Raw genomic sequence first — 16,177 nt, forward strand, 5'->3', positions numbered from 1 at the left:
GCCAGCGGAAAGGGGGCGTCACCCCGCCAGATAAAACATCCGCGCCACGGTATGGTCGCGCAGGGCCTGCGCGGGCAGTTTCCCAGTCAGCGCCAGCACAACCGCCTGCTGGTCAGCAACCGCCGTGGCGTCAACGACCACTCGGGTGAAAGCGGGCCGCATGTTGCGGCGATGCTCTTCGAGCAAATTGTAGAGCAGCGCGCGCACGTCGGTCTGCGCCGCACAGGCAACGCAGTTGTCGCCATCGGCGTGCCCATGACCGGTATTGGCCGGCAGGCGGATCAGCGCCGTGTCGCCGTCCAGCGGCACCAACTGGCCGGGATTGGTGATCAGGGTGACGGGGATTGGGACGAGACTGGGCATACCCCTCACCCGTCTCGGCCTGCGGCCGATCCACCCTCTCCCACAAGGGGAGAGGGGTAGGTCGGCGCCCGTTCAAACTCGGTGCTTCCTTCTCCCCTCGTGGGAGAAGGTGCCCGAAGGGCGGATGAGGGGGCTCTGACCATCTCCAGCGTTACTCCGCGGCCACCCGGCCCGGCATGTAGTTGAGGATCGGGCCGAGCCAGCGCTCGACCTCTTCCACGTCCATGCCCTTGCGCCTGGCATAGTCCAGCACCTGGTCTCGCTCCACCTTGGCCACGCCGAAATAATAGGCGTCCGGATGGCTGAAATAGAGCCCCGAGACCGACGAGCCGGGCCACATGGCATAGCTCTCGGTCAGTCTCACGCCCACGGTATTCTCGGCGTCGAGCAGGCGGAAGAGCGTCGTCTTTTCCGTGTGATCGGGCTGGGCAGGATAGCCCGGGGCCGGACGGATGCCGCGATAATTTTCGAGGATGATCTCCTCGGGCGTCAGGGTCTCGTCGGATGCATAGCCCCAGAGCTCGCGGCGCACCTTGAGATGCATGAACTCGGCCAGCGTTTCCGCATAGCGGTCCGCAAGCGCCTTCACCAGGATCGACGAATAATCGTCATTGGCGCGCTCGAAGCGCTCGGCAATGGCGACTTCCTCGAGCCCCGCGGTCACCGCAAAACCGCCGACATAATCGGCCTTGCCAGTTTCGAGCGGCGCCACGAAATCGCTTAGTGCCATATTGGCCTTGCCGTCGCGCTTGGAAAGCTGCTGGCGCAGGGTGAAAAGCGTTGCCAGTTCCTCGCCGCGGTCCTCGCCGGTGAACAGGCGAATGTCATCGCCGACGGCATTGGCGGGCCAGAAGCCGACCACTGCCTTGGGCTTGAACCACTTTTCGTCGATGATCTGCCGGAGCATTTTCTGGGCGTCGGCCCAGAGGGCGCGGGCGGCCTCGCCCTGCTTCTCGTCCTCGAGAATGGCAGGGTAGCGACCCTTGAGCTCCCAGGTCTGGAAGAAGGGCGTCCAGTCAATGTACTGGGCCAGTTCGCCGAGATCGAAATCCTCGAACACGCGCGTGCCGAGGAAGCTGGGCTCGGGCGGTGTATAGCCAGCCCAGTCGGGCTTGAAGGCATTGGCGCGGGCGGTCTCCAGCGGCAGGCGCCGCTTTTCGGACTCGGCCCGTTCATGAGCCGCTGCGGCCTTGGCATATTCGGCCCGGACCTGCTCGATGAACGTCACCTTGGTATCGTCCGAGAGCAGGTTGGAGACCACGCCGACGGCGCGGCTGGCATCATTGACATGCACGGCCTGTCCACGCGCATAGCGCGGATGGATTTTGACCGCCGTATGCACGCGGCTGGTCGTCGCCCCGCCGATGAGCAGGGGAATGTCGAAACCCTCGCGCTCCATTTCGGAGGCGACATGCACCATTTCGTCGAGCGAGGGCGTGATGAGGCCCGAAAGGCCAATGATATCGACCTTTTCCGCCCGAGCTGTCTCGAGGATCTTCTGGGTCGGCACCATGACGCCGAGATCGATGATCTCGTAATTGTTGCAGGCCAGGACGACCCCGACGATGTTCTTGCCGATATCGTGCACGTCGCCCTTGACGGTGGCCATCAGCACCTTGCCGGCGCTCTGGCGTCCCGCGGCATCGCCATTGGCGTCCTTTTCCGCTTCCATGAACGGCATCAGATAGGCCACCGCCTGCTTCATCACGCGGGCCGACTTGACCACCTGGGGCAGGAACATCTTGCCCGCGCCGAACAGGTCGCCGACCACATTCATGCCGGCCATCAGCGGACCTTCGATGACGTGCAGCGGCCGCTCGAAACTCAGGCGCGCTTCCTCGGTGTCGGCCTCGATATATTCGGTGATGCCGTTGACCAGGGCATGGGTGATGCGCTCGCCCACCGGCAATTCGCGCCAGGAGAGGTCCTTGGCCTTGCCGGCCCCGCCGCCCTGGCCCTTGTAGCGCTCGGCCAGCTCCAGCATGCGGTCGGTCGAATCGGGCCGGCGGTTGAGGATGACGTCCTCGCAGGCGTCCCGCAGCTCCTTGTCGATGCTCTCATAGACCGCTAGCTGGCCGGCATTGACGATGCCCATGTCCATGCCGTTCTGGATGGCATAGTAGAGGAACACGGCGTGCATCGCCTCGCGCACCGGCTCGTTGCCGCGGAACGAGAAGGAGAGGTTCGAGATACCGCCCGAAATATGCACATGGGGCAGGGTGTCGGTGATTTCCTTGGTCGCCTCGATGAAGTCGACGCCGTAATTATTGTGCTCCTCGATGCCTGTGGCGACGGCGAACACGTTGGGATCGAAGATGATGTCTTCGGGCGGGAAGCCGACATCCTCGACGAGGATCTTGTAGGCACGGGCGCAGATTTCGACCTTGCGCTGCCTGCTGTCGGCCTGGCCGGTTTCGTCGAAGGCCATGACCACGACAGCGGCGCCATAAGCTTTCACGAGCCGCGCATGATGGATGAACGCCTCTTCGCCTTCCTTGAGCGAGATGGAATTGACCAGCGCCTTGCCCTGCACGCATTTGAGGCCGGCCTCGATCACCTCCCACTTGGAGCTGTCGATCATCAGCGGCACCTTGGCGATGTCGGGTTCGGCAGCCAGCAGGTTGAGGAATTCGATCATCACCTGCTTGGAGTCGATCAGGCCCTCATCCATGTTGATGTCGATGACCTGAGCGCCATTGGCGACCTGGTCCCGCGCCACGTCGAGCGCAGCGGTGTAGTCGCCCGCGGTGATGAGCTTCCTGAACCGGGCGGAGCCGGTGACATTGGTGCGCTCACCCACATTGACGAAGGGGATATCCTTGGTCAGCGTGAAGGCTTCGAGGCCGGCGAGACGCAGCAGCCGGTCGGCATGCGGCACCTGGCGCGGCGCAAAGCGCGCGGCGGTCTCGGCCACGGCGCGGATATGATCCGGCGTTGAGCCGCAGCAGCCGCCCACGATATTGAGGAGCCCATCGGCGGCAAAAGCCTCGAGCTGGCTCGCCATCTGCTCGGGCGTCTGGTCATAGGCGCCCATCTCGTTGGGAAGACCCGCATTGGGATAGGCACAGATAAAGGTGTCGGCGACGCCGGACAGCTCGGCGATATGGTCGCGCATCAGGTCGGCGCCAAGGGCGCAGTTGAGCCCGATGGTCAGCGGCTTGGCGTGCCGGACCGAATACCAGAAGGCGGTCGGCGTCTGGCCCGAGAGCGTGCGGCCGGAAAGATCGGTGATGGTGCCCGAAATCATGATCGGCACGTCGATGCCGCGTTCCTCGAACAGGCGCTGGGCAGCGAAGATGCCGGCCTTGGTGTTGAGCGTGTCGGTGATCGTCTCGAACAGCAGGAGGTCCGCGCCGGCATCGACAAGCCCGCGAATGGCCTCGCCATAGGCGGTCACCAGCTCGTCGAAAGTGATGGCGCGATGGCCCGGGCTGTTGACGTCGGTCGACATGGACGACGTCTTGTTCGTCGGCCCCAGGGCGCCGGCCACGAAGCGTCGCCGTCCGTCGGCCTGCTCGGCGCGGATGGCTGCGCGTCGGGCACAGACGACACCCTGATAATTGATGTCATAGACCGCTTCCTCACAGGCATAGTCCGCCTGCGCCACCGAGGTGGCCGAAAACGTATTTGTCTCGACGATATCTGCGCCTGCCATGTAGTAGGCGAAATGAATATCCTCGATCAGCTTCGGCTCGGTGATGACCAGGAGGTCGTTATTGCCCTTGAGCGGGTGGCTCCAGTCCTTGAAGCGCTCGCCGCGGAAATTCTCCTCGGTCAGGCCCTGACGCTGGATCATCGTACCCATGGCGCCGTCGAGAATAAGGATGCGCTCGGCCATTGCGCTTGTGAGCGCGGCGCGCACCTCGGTCCAGTCGGGACGGGCAGGGCTGTCGGTGATCCGGTCGGGGGAGGGGCTCATCGCCGTCCTCTCTTTCTTCGATTTGCAGCGCGAACAGACGCCGCGCCATCACATAAAGATATCTTTATATCAGTCAAGCGCCAAGGCATGGCTTTGCGTTCTGAGCGCATTCGCCGGAACGGATCGCCCAAGGGGTAGCGGCCCCGCAGCCGGCGAAAAAGCCTCTGGCTTGAACTTGGCGAAAATGCCCTGCATCTCGCTAACGCTTCGTTGGCCTTAACTGCTCCTAAACCAGAAAATTGTTCCTTTGTGTGAACACGGTCCCGGCACCGCTATGCTCGCGCGCAAGAGTGTTTGTTTCAAAGAGTTTTGCGAACCGTGACGACCCCCTGGCGCAGCGCCGTCCGAGCCATAGCCCTGGCTGCCCTTGTCGCCCCGATCCTGGCGGCGTGCACCACTGGCTCCTTCGGTCCAACGCTCAAGCGTGGCGCCTTCACCTCAAGTGAATATGGCGTCGCCGTCTCGCCGCGCGTCTCCAACGATCCCAACCCGCCTCGCGGTGGCGGTCGCTACCAGGTCGGCAAGCCTTACACGGTGCGCGGCAAGACCTATGTGCCCCAGCACGACCCCAGCTATTCAGCGTCGGGCTCCGCCTCCTGGTATGGCTCGGACTTCCATGGACGCCGCACCGCCAATGGCGAGATCTTCTCGGCCAATGCCATCACCGCGGCCCATCCGACCCTGCCGCTGCCCTCCTATGTGCGGGTCACCAATACCGAGAATGGTCGCTCGCTGATCGTGCGCGTCAATGACCGTGGGCCCTATGTCTCGGGCCGGATCATCGACCTCTCTTATCGTGCTGCGGCGATGCTCGGCTATGTCAACAAGGGCTCGACCAGCGTGCATGTCGAATATGTCGGCCAGGCGCCGCTCGAAGGCGACGACACCCGCATGCTCGTGGCCAGCTACAACGGCCCGGCTGACTTTGACACCGGCCCGATCCGCGTCGCCAGCAGTGGCGGGCAGAGCAGCCGTAGCCTGGTCGGCATGACCACCAATTTCATTTCCGGCCTGTTCTCCTATGCCGACACCACGCCCGCAGAAGCGGATGCCGCGATCGGTTCGGCCCATGCGGCCGTCAATGCAATGGCGACGGGCAATGCGGATCTTGCGGCCTGGGTGGCCTCGGTCGATGCCGACAATCGTGCGGTCCGGCTCGGGCTCGGCATCTTCGCTGATGCCGGCAATGCGGCCTCGCTGGCGCAACAGTTTGCGCTGCTCGGAGCGGTCACCGAAGAGCCGGTAACGGCCAATGGTCGCCCGGCAACACGGCTGACACTGACCCGGCTCAAGCCCGGCGCAACACTGGATGACGCGCTCACACTTGCGCGAGAGCTTGGCCTGACTGACACAATTCTCTATTAATTGCGCAGAACTGGCGGCGGGAGGAGTCCGGGGCCAGCTCTCATAGTCGCAAGGGAATGCCCGTGAAAGCGTTGATCGCCATTGTCACCTTCCTGCTCCTGGCCGGACAGGCGGCGGCACAAGCCGAATTTGACACCAAGGCGCGCTTTGCGGTGCTCATGGACAACGAGTCCGGCACGGTCATCTACCAGAAGCAGGCGGACGACCAGCTCGAACCCGCCTCGATGGCCAAGCTCATGACCCTGGCCGTGGTCTTCAACGAGATCAGGGCAGGGCGGGTCAGCCTTGATGACGAGTTCTTTGTCTCCGAGCATGCCTGGCGTACGGGCGGCGCCTCGTCCGGCGGCTCGACCATGTTTGCCGAACTCAACTCCCAGATCCGCGTGGAAGACCTTATCCGCTCGGTCATCATCCAGTCCGGCAATGACGCCGCCATTGTCCTGGCGGAAGGCATTGCGGGGTCCGAGGGGACGTTCGCGATCATGATGAATGAGCTGGCGGCCAATATCGGGCTCAGCGGATCGCATTTCACCAATCCCACCGGCCTGCCGGACCCGGACATGTATTCGACGGCCCGCGACCTGGCCGAACTGGCGCGCTACCTCATCGAGGAATTCCCCGAATACTATCACTACTTCTCGGAGCCCGAGATGGAGTGGAATGGCATCAACCAGGCCAATCGCAATTCACTGGTCGAAATGGGTATCGGCGTCGATGGGCTCAAGACCGGCCACACCGAAGCGGCCGGCTACGGCTCAGTGACCTCCACCGACCAGGGCGATCGTCGCCTGATCGCCGTTGTGCACGGCCTGACGTCCATGCGGGAACGCACCGAGGAAGCCCGCAAGCTCCTGACCTGGGGCGCGCGCGCTTTCGAGCGCTTCACCCCCTATGCCGAAGGTCAGATCGTCGCCTATGCCGATGTCTATGGCGGCGAGACGCCCAGCGTAGGACTGGTGGGCAAGGGCGAAATCGCCCTCTATCTGCCACGCGGTTCGCGCCAGTGCCTCACGGCCACGGTCAACTATACGAGCCCGCTCTTGCCACCCATAAACGCCGGCGACAAGATTGCCGAGTTGCGAGTTTATTGTAACGACCAGCTCGTGCAGTCGGCGCCGCTCTATGCCGCCGAGAGCGTCGGGCAAGGTGATCTGGTGCGTCGGGCGACGGATGCACTCAAGCAACTGGCGCTTGGCTGGCTTTGAGCCGGCCGCAGGCAAATTCGCTCCGGTAGAGCGAATTTAGGCGCAAAGGCCGCGAAGGCTATGCCTGAGTGGCTGGCTTGGCCGGCTGCCTTGCGGCTCAACGGCCGGCTCGCGTGAAGCAGCGTGAGCATCACCAGTCTTTTCGCACCGGGCGCGGTGCTCTAAAAGGACAGATGACCAAGGAATCGCCTGCCCATGCTTGAAGCGCCCAATCGCCGTCCAGCCCGCTTCATTACCTTTGAAGGCGGGGAAGGTGTCGGCAAGTCCACCCAGGTGCGTCGCCTGCTGAACAATCTGGCTCACCATGCCATCGAGGCGGTGCGCACCCGCGAGCCCGGGGGCACACCCAAGGCCGAGGCCATCCGCTCCTTCATCCTGCAGGGCCGCTCCGAGGCCTGGGGCGCCGGCGCCGAAGCCGTGCTGTTCGCCGCGGCCCGGCTGGACCACGTCAACCAGCTCATTGCTCCCAATCTCTCCAAGGGCACCTGGGTAATCTCGGACCGCTTCTGCGACTCGACGCGCGCCTATCAGGGCCTGACCGGGGGCGTGGACGATCGCCTGATCGACGCCCTCGAAAACCTCGCACTCGACGGCCACACGCCGGATCTGACCATAGTGCTCGACATGGACCCGGAAATTGCCTTCCGCCGGGTTAAGCAACGAGCACTCGAAGATGGCCTGCAGCTCACCGGCGATCGCTTCGAGAAGGAAGAGATCGAGTGGCATCGCCGGCTGCGCGAGAATTTTCTCGACATTGCCAGCAACAATGCTGACCGCTGCGTCGTCATCTCTGCCGAGCAGGACGAGGAAAGGCTCGAGGCAGCCATCTGGAACGTCGTCAGCGCGCGCTTTCCTGAACTCCAGGGCAGGCCGGTCGCGTGACCGACCCCTCCGCACTCCCTGACCTGCCGCTGCCCGAGCAGCGGCAGGTGGCCATGGGCCATGACACCGCCCGCGCCGCCATCCTCGCGCAGCTCGAAGAGCACCGCTTGCCCGGCGCCATCATGCTGCATGGGCCGCAGGGGATCGGCAAGGCGACCCTGGCCTTCGAACTGGCCACGGCCATCCTCATTGCCACCGGCGACGAGGAGCCGGTGCGGGTCCGCGAACAGGTCGCCGCGCTGTCACACCCCAATTTGTCCGTGCTGCGGCGGCGGCTGAAGGACAGCAAGGGCTATTACTCGGTGATCCGCGTCGAAGACGTGCGCGATCTGCGTGAGTCCCTGCATCATACGCGGGGGCGGGCAGGGCACCGCATCGCCATCCTCGACAGCATTGACGATTGCAATCCTTCGGCCGCCAACGCCTTGCTCAAGACGCTCGAGGAGCCGCCGGCCGACACGACCTTCTTCCTGATCTCCCATCGGCCAGGGCAGCTGCTCCCCACTATCCGCTCGCGCTGTCACAACCTGGCGCTGCGACCGCTGGCCGATGACCTGGTTGCCAGGGTCGTTTCCCAGAGCCTGCCTGACCTCGACCAGGCGACGCTCGATCGGGCCATCCAGCTGGCCGGGGGGCGACCCCGCCGCGCCTTCGAAACCCTGTCTCTCGCTGAGAATTCTCCAGTCGGAGCCCTGCTGCTGTGGTTGCGCCAGCCCGACGCCGCGCCCATTGCCGCCGAACTGCAACTGGCCGACGCCCTTGGCAGCGACCCGCAGGGCGCCGACATGTCCTTTGCCCGTGAAATCCTCAACGACTGGCTGGCCGGCGAAATGCGGGATGCCGCCATGCAACCCGGCGGACGCAGGCGGCTTGCCTCGGCAACCGAGCTATGGGAGAAGGCAGGCGCACTTCTGGGCGAAGCCGACAGCGTCAACCTCGACATGAAACAGACGCTGGTGGTGATTTTCGACGCCATAAGGAAGCACTGCGCCCTCATCGCCAATCCCGCCGAGCCAGCATGACCGCCAAGCCCTTCTACGTCACGACCGCAATCTCCTATCCCAATGGCGCGCCCCATATCGGGCACGCCTATGAGATGATTGCGACCGACGCCATCGCCCGCTGGAAGCGGCTGGAGGGCAGGGATGTCTATTTCCTCACCGGCACGGACGAGCACGGCATCAAAATGGTGCAGACAGCGGCCAAGGAAGGTATCCCCGTTCGCGAGCTTGCCGACCGGAATGCTGGCGAATTCAAGCGCCTGGCGGCGGACCTTAACCTGTCGAACGATGATTTCATCCGCACCACCGAACAGCGGCACTATGAGTCCGTGCAGGCCATCTGGAAGAAGATGGCCGCGAGCCACAATGGCGACATCTTCCAGTCCACCTACAAGGGCTGGTATTCGGTGCGCGACGAAGCCTATTTCGACGAAGACGAGCTGACCGAAAAGGACGGCAAGAAATATGCGCCGTCCGGGGCCGAGGTCGAATGGGTGGAGGAGCCCACCTTTTTCTTCCGCCTGTCCGCCTATCAGCAGAAGCTGCTCGATCTCTACGAGGCCAATCCCGATTTCATCGCCCCCAAGGAGCGGCGCAACGAGATCATTTCCTTCGTCAAGAGCGGCCTGCAGGACCTTTCTGTCTCCCGCACCACTTTTGACTGGGGTGTTCCGGTGCCCGACGCGCCCGGGCATGTGATGTATGTGTGGGTCGATGCGCTGACCAATTACATCACCGGCGTTGGCTATCCCGACGAGCAGAGCGAGCTGTTCAGGAAATTCTGGCCGGCCGACCTGCATGTCATCGGCAAGGACATCATCCGCTTCCATACAGTCTATTGGCCCGCCTTCCTGATGAGCGCCGGCCTGCCGGTGCAACATCGCGTCTTCGCCCACGGCTTCCTCACCGTGGACGGCCAGAAGATGAGCAAGTCGCTGGGCAACGTCATCGACCCGTTCGAACTGGTGGAAACCTTTGGCGCCGATGCCGTCCGCTACTTCTTCCTGCGCGAAGTCTCCTTCGGCAATGACGGCGACTATAGCCACGAAAAGCTGGTCAACCGCGTCAATGCCGACCTCGCCAACAATCTTGGCAATCTGGCCCAGCGCTCGCTGTCCATGATCAACAAGAACTGCGAGGCGAAGGTGCCCGAGCCGGGCCCGCTGGCCGATGCCGACAATGCGATCATCGCCGAAGTGAGCGAGGCCATTGCCGCGGCGCAGAAGGCCATGGATCAGCAATTGATCCATGAGGCGACCGGCGCCATCATCGGCGCGCTGAGTTCGGCCAACAATTACTTCGCCGGCCAGGAACCCTGGGCGCTCAAGAAGACCGATCCGGCCCGCATGGCGACCGTGCTCTATGTCACCGCCGATACCGTGCGGCGGCTGGCCATCCCCATGCTCGCCTTCGTGCCGGCTTCGGCAGCGCGGCTGCTTGATCAGTTGGTCGTGCCGCAGGACGAGCGGACCCTGGCCGCCGCTCAACTGGCCAATGCCCTGGTGCCGGGCACCGAACTGCCCGCGCCGCAGGGCGTTTTTGCCCGACTAGAGAAACCGGCCGAGTGACATGCTGATCGATAGCCATTGCCATCTCGATTTCGAGGCGCTCTCCGCCGATCTGGACGGGGTGATGGCGCGCGCCGCCGCCGCGGGTGTCACCGGCATGGTGACGATTTCCACACGTGTGGAGAACTTTTCCACATATGCGGACCTTGCGGAACGTTTTGCGAACGTCTGGTGCTCCGTCGGCACGCATCCGCACAATGCGCATGAAGAGCTGCATATCGAAACGGATGATCTTGTCCGGCTAAGTGCCCATCCGCGCTGCGTTGCCATCGGCGAGGCCGGCCTCGACTATTTCTACGACAACGCCCCGCGCGATGCCCAGGCCAAAGGCCTGCGCCGTCATATCGCGGCGGCGCGGATCACCGGTCTTCCACTGGTTATCCACAGCCGCCAGGCCGACGATGACATGGCGGCCATCCTTGAGGAAGAAGCCGGGCAGGGGGCCTTCCCCTTTGTGCTGCACTGCTTCACCGCCGGCATGGATCTGGCGCAGCGGGCGCTGGCCCTGGGCGGCTATGTGTCGTTCTCCGGCATCATCACTTTCAAGAATGCCGAGGAAATCCGCGAGGTCGCCAAGATTGTGCCGGCAGACCGCTATCTGGTCGAGACCGACGCGCCATATCTGGCGCCGATCCCGCATCGCGGCCAATCCAACGAGCCGAGCTTTGTGCGCCATACCGCCGAGAAGCTGGCGGATGTACGCGGCATTTCGCTGGAGCAGCTCGGCGCGGAAACGACCGCCAATTTCGGGCGCCTGTTTTCCAAGACCGGCGTGAGATAGCACAGTGGCCGCTCCGGACCGGATCATCGCGACCATTCTGGGCTGCGGATCGTCCGGCGGCGTGCCGCGTATCGGCAATGACTGGGGCGCCTGCGATCCGCATGAGCGCCGCAATCGCCGCCGGCGCTGCGCACTTCTGCTCGAAGGCTGGACGGATGGTGTCGCCGAACCCACACGGGTCCTGATCGATACTGGCGCCGATTTGCGCGAGCAGCTTCTCGACGCCGGCGTCGATCGGGTGGACGCCGTGCTCTATACCCATGAGCATGCCGACCACACGCACGGCATCGACGATCTGCGCGTGCTGGCGCTGCACAATCGCCGTCGTGTCGACGTCTATTTCTCCCGCGAATGCGGCACGCGCCTGCGCGAGGCCTTCGGCTATTGCTTTTCAACGCCGCCCGGCAGTTCCTATCCGCCGATCCTGAACGCCCATGAGATCGCCGATGGCGACATTCTCGAAATCACGGGGCCTGGCGGAACGCTGTCGCTCGCGGCGTTCGCGCTCGTACATGGCGACATCATGGCCTTCGGCTATCGCATCGGCGGATTGGCCTATTGCTGCGATCTGTCCGCGGTGCCGGAAAGCGCGCATAAGGCACTGAGTGGACTGGACATCTGGATCGTCGATGCGCTGCGCCCGACGCCGCATCCGAGCCATCTGAGCTTGCCTGAAACGCTGGAACTGATCGAGCGTTTCGCACCGCGCCAGGCGGTGCTCACCAATATGCATATCGATCTCGACTATCGCAGGACCGATGCGGAAACGCCGGGCAATGTGACGCCAGCCTTTGACGGTATGCAGATTGACGTGAATACGGGGCGCATCCTCAACCGCTGACAAGGCACGGCGGTCCTCCGGATCGTCCATGAAACCTTGGGCCCCGGCAATGGAGTTCAGGCAATTGACCGCTTCAAAATCGCAGATCGTTCTCATCGCCGAATTCACCGCGCGCGCCGGTGAGGAGGAGCGCGTTGCGTCATTGCTCGACGGCCTCGCCACCAAGGTGAGGCAGGAGCCGGGCAATATTGCTTTCGATTGCTACCGGCAGACGGAAAACCCGGCAAAGTTTGTGGTCTATGAGATCTACCGTGATCGGCAGGCGTTCGAGGATCACATCGCCGCTGACTATGGCGCGACGTTCAACACACGATTGCAGGAGCTGATCATCGAGCCGCAATCCATCCTGACATTCCTCACGTCGCTCGGCCGGGGAGCCTGAGACCTTGACCAGCGGGCGCAAACGCCGTGCTCCGTCAAAAGAGGTCTGATCTCCGCAGGAATGCCAATTACGAAAGTTCCATAATATATATTATGCGAATCACAGATGGCAGGAGGTGAATGGCACACGGCTTGATCGATCGGCTGCAGGCATTGGGTCGGCCGCCGGCATTGGGTCGACCGCAAGCGTTGGATGTCTTTAGGCGTCGAAGACACCTCTGCCCCAGCCAGGCGGCACTATTGCTATCGCCCGTCAGGCCTGATGATCGATTTCGGGTGTTCCCCGATCCGCCGCCCCCAGCATCTGGATGAGCCGCGCAATCAGGACATCCGACATTTCAGCCATACGAACATGTTCCCGCAGAACGTCTGCAATAGCCGGTGGCTCTTGCGCGTCCGCCGGTTCGGCTTCTGCGACGTCCTTCGTTTCCGGTGACACTGGCATGGGGTCGGCAGCCGGTGTCGCCGGCTGTTCAGACACGAACTGCGTCACCAGCACGGCGCGATCGTCAAGCCGCACCGCATCGGCAATATCGGTCAGCCGTCGCCCGACCATGATGTCGTCCCTGCCGTACTGGCCGTCGCCTGCGCCATCACGGCGGACCGCGAACATGTGCTGGGGCACGTCGGCGCCCTCATCGAGCGCTTGGGCGAACTGGATGGCCCTGTCGGCCGCGAGTTCTTCTTCGCTCAGCAGGCCGTCTCCATCGACGTCGGCCCGCGCGAACAAGGCATTGACCGCCTTCAAGTCGTCGGCCTGGCGTTCGCTCCGCCCAGCATCACGATATTCCTGCACGCTCATCAGTTCCTGCAGGGTTTGCGCCGCCAGAATGCCTCCGGCAAACTTGGCAGCCGATAGCTGGCCGTCGCCGTCTTCGTCGTGGCCACTGACGATCGACTGCGCATCTCCCGCTACCTCCCTGGGCACAAAGGCAGCCATTTCCTCAACCGAAAGTGCCTGATTTCGATCGAGGTCCGCGCGTTGAAACAGCCGCTCGACCAGTTCCAGGCGCAGGGAGCCGTTGGTCGCATCTATGTTCATGCCACGTGTCCTTCCGTACCAATCCCCCGCACCAAGCAATCCCCGTGCCATCGCCAGACCTCGAAAACCGCAGGAAAAGTAACAATTTCAACAGGATGAGGCGACGGACCAAGGTGCCCGGCGGCAGAATTTTCCGGCAAAGGGGCAATTTTCACCCCTGCCGCAGCGATGGCGAGCCGCTATGGTGCGCCCAGCGATTCAATATCCGGCGAGTTCCCCATGCAGCCATCCCGCGACATTTCCCGCCTGATCGAGATCATGGCCGCCCTGCGCAATCCGGACGGCGGCTGTCCATGGGATCTCGAACAGGATTTCCGCTCCATTCGCCACTACACCATCGAGGAGGCCTATGAGGTGGCGGACGCGATCGAGCGCGAGGATTTCGCCGATTTACGCGAGGAACTGGGCGACCTGCTGCTGCAGCCCATCTACCACGCCCAGATGGCCAAGGAGGCCGGTCACTTCGATATCGGCGATGTCGTCGAGGCCATCACCGAAAAACTGATCCGCCGCCACCCGCATGTGTTTGGCGATGTGGTCGCCGACGGCGCCGACGACGCCCAGAACCGCTGGGAAGCCATCAAGGTCCGCGAGCGCGCCGCCAAGGCCGCGCGCAAGGGCGACGCCGCGCCCTCCATCCTCGATGACGTGCCACAGGTGCTCCCTGCCCTTGCCCGGGCCGAAAAGCTCACCAAGCGCGCCGCCAAGGTCGGCTTCGATTGGCCCGACCTGCCCGCCGTGCGCGCCAAGGTGGAAGAAGAACTGGCCGAAGTCGCCGAGGCGGAAGCGACCGGCGACGAGGCCGCAGTACGCGAAGAAATCGGCGACCTGCTCTTTGCCGTGGCGAACCTGGCCCGCAAGGCCGGCGTCGATCCCGAAGCCGCCCTTCGCGACGCGAACTCGAAGTTCACCCGGCGTTTTCACTATGTGGAAGCCCGCTGCCGCGAAGACGGCATCGAACCGTCATCTGCGGGGCTGGATCGGCTGGATGGCTATTGGAATGAAGTCCGGGCCCGCGACAAGGCCTAGAGCGATTCCCGTTCTGTTTCACTCAGAACGGGAGCTCTATCTCTTTGTTTTTTCACGCTTTCGAACCGCAATAGTGGTGTCCACTATTGCTGAAAGCGCTCTAAAGGTCCGACACCGCGATCCGGCCGTTGAAGCGTTCGAGGAATGCCGCGCGATGGCGCGGATCGACGCGCACCACGAAGTCGGAGCCGGTTTCGGTCGGTTCGTCCCGTGATATCACCTCGGCATTGCTGTGCAGCCAGCCGATATCGGCGCCGGCGCTGTGCGGCACATGCACGTGATAGGTTCGGCTCTGCTCGCCCAATATCCGCTCGATCGCCAGCTTGAGGGCATCGAGCCCCTCGCCCGTATGCGCCGAAACCGGCATCGTGGCCATCACCTTGCCTGCCGGCGCCGCCGAGGCCAGCGACAGCCCGGGTTCTTCGAGCAGGTCGATCTTGTTCCAGACCTCGATGATCGGCGTGACCTCCGAGGATACTCCGAGTTCCTCGAGCACGCTCAAGACGTCCTGCGCCTGGGCGGCGTGGTCCGGATTGGCGATGTCGCGCACATGCAGGATGATGTCTGCGTCCACCACCTCTTCCAGCGTAGCGCGGAAAGCTGCCACCAGGTCGTGCGGCAGGTCGGCAACGAAACCCACCGTGTCGCTCAGCATCGCCTCGCGGCCATGCGGCAGCGCAATCTTGCGAACGGTCGTGTCCAGCGTGGCGAACAACAGGTCTTCGGCGAACACCCCTGCCCCGGTCAACACGTTGAACAGGCTTGATTTTCCGGCATTGGTGTAGCCTACGAGGGCCACGACCGGGATCAGTGCCTTGGTGCGCTGACGGCGCTGCTGCTCACGGGTCTTCTTGACCTTTTCCAGCCGGTCCTCGAGCAGCACGATGCGCTCGGTGATCTGCCGGCGGTCGCTTTCGATCTGGGTTTCGCCCGGGCCGCCCATGAAGCCGGTGCCGCCGCTGCCGCGCTGGCGCTCAAGGTGTGTCCAGGATCGGACCAGCCGGCCCTTCTGGTAATTGAGATGGGCAAGCTCGACCTGCAAAACGCCTTCGCGCGTCGCTGCACGCTCCCCGAAGATTTCGAGGATCAGCGCCGTCCGATCGAGCACCTTGGTGCCGGTCTCGCGCTCGAGATTGCGTTGCTGGATCGGCGTCAGCGCCGCATCGACCAGCAGCAGTTCGATCTGCTCGGCCTTGACCTTGTCAGCCAGGCTCGCGACATGGCCGGCGCCCAGATAGGTGGCAGGCCGGATTTCGCGCACCTTGACCACCTCCGAAAAGACAATGTCGAGACGGATGGCCCCGGCCAGGCCTTCGAACTCGGCCTGCCGCGCTTCGATGCTGTGATAGGATGACTTGCCGCGGACATCTGGACAAACGAGCCCCGTTCGCGTCGGCTGCTCCCGCCGATCGATATAGGGCTTCGGGCCGCCCGGCTGGGCGCCCGCCTCGTCGTCAAAATCGTCCATATATGGCGTCAGTCGTGATCTGTGTTCTGCTCGGGGTCGAACAGCTGGATCGGCGCGCCGGGCATGATGGTGGAGATCGCGTGCTTATAGACCAGTTGCGACTGCGCGTCACGACGCAACAGCAGGCAGAAATTGTCGAACCAGGTGATGACACCCTGCAGCTTGACGCCGTTCACCAGGAAGATGGTGACGGGGACTTTCTGCTTTCTGACGTGATTAAGGAAGGAATCCTGCAGGTTTTGCTGCTTTTCGCTAGCCATTTGTGGCCTCTTTGCCGCGGCTTCATTGTCGCTGTTGTTTCCGCAAAAACTTGCGTCCGGACCCCGAAGGAC

Annotated in this window: 14 protein-coding genes; 9 read left to right on the forward strand and 5 right to left on the reverse strand. The window is 63.3% G+C overall.

Going from position 1 to position 16,177, the window contains the following annotated elements:
- Window positions 1–18 precede the first annotated feature (18 nt).
- Together K1X15_RS08275 and metH are read right to left on the reverse strand one after the other, a co-directional pair.
- A complete protein-coding gene (locus tag K1X15_RS08275) occupies window positions 19–363 on the reverse strand; it encodes a hypothetical protein (protein ID WP_220306988.1) in 345 nt (114 codons plus the stop codon).
- 151 nt (window positions 364–514) lie between these two features.
- A complete protein-coding gene (metH, locus tag K1X15_RS08280) occupies window positions 515–4,282 on the reverse strand; it encodes a methionine synthase (protein ID WP_220306989.1) in 3,768 nt (1,255 codons plus the stop codon).
- 318 nt (window positions 4,283–4,600) lie between these two features.
- Here metH and K1X15_RS21420 point away from each other — a divergent pair, with 318 nt between their 5' ends.
- The 8 genes from K1X15_RS21420 (at window position 4,601) to K1X15_RS08315 (ending at window position 12,307) form a co-directional block, all read left to right on the forward strand.
- Complete coding sequence (locus K1X15_RS21420) at window positions 4,601–5,647, forward strand: septal ring lytic transglycosylase RlpA family protein (RefSeq protein ID WP_276315316.1); 1,047 nt, start codon at window positions 4,601–4,603, stop codon at window positions 5,645–5,647.
- Between the two features lie 56 nt (window positions 5,648–5,703).
- A complete protein-coding gene (locus K1X15_RS08290) occupies window positions 5,704–6,852 on the forward strand; it encodes a D-alanyl-D-alanine carboxypeptidase family protein (RefSeq protein WP_220306991.1) in 1,149 nt (382 codons plus the stop codon).
- A 195-nt stretch (window positions 6,853–7,047) separates the two neighbouring features.
- Window positions 7,048–7,734: a dTMP kinase gene (tmk, locus tag K1X15_RS08295; RefSeq protein WP_220306992.1), complete on the forward strand. Its 687-nt coding sequence runs from the start codon at window positions 7,048–7,050 to the stop codon at window positions 7,732–7,734.
- Window positions 7,731–8,756, forward strand: a complete 1,026-nt coding sequence (locus K1X15_RS21235; protein WP_240549693.1) for an AAA family ATPase — start codon at window positions 7,731–7,733, stop codon at window positions 8,754–8,756. The genes tmk and K1X15_RS21235 overlap by 4 nt, the downstream gene beginning before the upstream one ends.
- A complete protein-coding gene (gene metG, locus K1X15_RS08300) occupies window positions 8,753–10,303 on the forward strand; it encodes a methionine--tRNA ligase (protein WP_240549694.1) in 1,551 nt (516 codons plus the stop codon). Before K1X15_RS21235 ends, metG begins: the two co-directional genes overlap by 4 nt.
- Before the next feature lies 1 nt (window position 10,304).
- Complete coding sequence (locus K1X15_RS08305; protein WP_220306994.1) at window positions 10,305–11,084, forward strand: TatD family hydrolase; 780 nt, start codon at window positions 10,305–10,307, stop codon at window positions 11,082–11,084.
- Window positions 11,085–11,088: 4 nt separating this feature from the next.
- Window positions 11,089–11,925, forward strand: a complete 837-nt coding sequence (locus K1X15_RS08310; RefSeq protein WP_220306995.1) for an MBL fold metallo-hydrolase — start codon at window positions 11,089–11,091, stop codon at window positions 11,923–11,925.
- 64 nt (window positions 11,926–11,989) lie between these two features.
- Window positions 11,990–12,307 carry a putative quinol monooxygenase gene (locus K1X15_RS08315; RefSeq protein ID WP_240549695.1) on the forward strand — a complete coding sequence of 106 codons (318 nt, stop codon included), beginning with the start codon at window positions 11,990–11,992 and terminating at the stop codon, window positions 12,305–12,307.
- A gap of 252 nt (window positions 12,308–12,559) precedes the next feature.
- Here the strand turns inward: K1X15_RS08315 and K1X15_RS08320 are convergent, their stop codons facing one another.
- A complete protein-coding gene (locus tag K1X15_RS08320) occupies window positions 12,560–13,348 on the reverse strand; it encodes an EF-hand domain-containing protein (protein ID WP_220306996.1) in 789 nt (262 codons plus the stop codon).
- Between the two features lie 219 nt (window positions 13,349–13,567).
- Here K1X15_RS08320 and mazG point away from each other — a divergent pair, with 219 nt between their 5' ends.
- The gene (gene mazG, locus K1X15_RS08325) at window positions 13,568–14,377 is read left to right on the forward strand and encodes a nucleoside triphosphate pyrophosphohydrolase (RefSeq protein WP_220306997.1); all 810 of its coding nucleotides are present in this window, start codon (window positions 13,568–13,570) and stop codon (window positions 14,375–14,377) included.
- 100 nt (window positions 14,378–14,477) lie between these two features.
- On the opposite strand, the gene hflX is transcribed toward mazG, so the two are convergent.
- Window positions 14,478–15,845, reverse strand: coding sequence for a GTPase HflX (hflX, locus tag K1X15_RS08330; RefSeq protein WP_220306998.1), 1,368 nt, complete (start codon window positions 15,843–15,845; stop codon window positions 14,478–14,480).
- Between the two features lie 8 nt (window positions 15,846–15,853).
- Window positions 15,854–16,105, reverse strand: a complete 252-nt coding sequence (gene hfq, locus K1X15_RS08335; protein WP_220306999.1) for an RNA chaperone Hfq — start codon at window positions 16,103–16,105, stop codon at window positions 15,854–15,856.
- Window positions 16,106–16,177 lie beyond the last annotated feature (72 nt).

This window comes from Devosia salina, from assembly GCF_019504385.1.
Taxonomy (GTDB): Bacteria; Pseudomonadota; Alphaproteobacteria; order Rhizobiales; family Devosiaceae; genus Devosia; species Devosia salina.

Excerpts from the sequence above, each read along its gene's own strand:
- K1X15_RS08320 (WP_220306996.1), bottom strand. The coding sequence starts at position 13,348 with ATGAACATAGATGCGACCAACGGCTCCCTGCGCCTGGAACTGGTCGAG.
- mazG (WP_220306997.1), top strand. The coding sequence starts at position 13,568 with ATGCAGCCATCCCGCGACATTTCCCGCCTGATCGAGATCATGGCCGCC.
- K1X15_RS08275 (WP_220306988.1), bottom strand. The coding sequence starts at position 363 with ATGCCCAGTCTCGTCCCAATCCCCGTCACCCTGATCACCAATCCCGGC.
- K1X15_RS08290 (WP_220306991.1), top strand. The coding sequence starts at position 5,704 with ATGCCCGTGAAAGCGTTGATCGCCATTGTCACCTTCCTGCTCCTGGCC.
- hflX (WP_220306998.1), bottom strand. The coding sequence starts at position 15,845 with ATGGACGATTTTGACGACGAGGCGGGCGCCCAGCCGGGCGGCCCGAAG.
- tmk (WP_220306992.1), top strand. The coding sequence starts at position 7,048 with ATGCTTGAAGCGCCCAATCGCCGTCCAGCCCGCTTCATTACCTTTGAA.
- hfq (WP_220306999.1), bottom strand. The coding sequence starts at position 16,105 with ATGGCTAGCGAAAAGCAGCAAAACCTGCAGGATTCCTTCCTTAATCAC.
- K1X15_RS08305 (WP_220306994.1), top strand. The coding sequence starts at position 10,305 with ATGCTGATCGATAGCCATTGCCATCTCGATTTCGAGGCGCTCTCCGCC.
- metG (WP_240549694.1), top strand. The coding sequence starts at position 8,753 with ATGACCGCCAAGCCCTTCTACGTCACGACCGCAATCTCCTATCCCAAT.
- metH (WP_220306989.1), bottom strand. The coding sequence starts at position 4,282 with ATGAGCCCCTCCCCCGACCGGATCACCGACAGCCCTGCCCGTCCCGAC.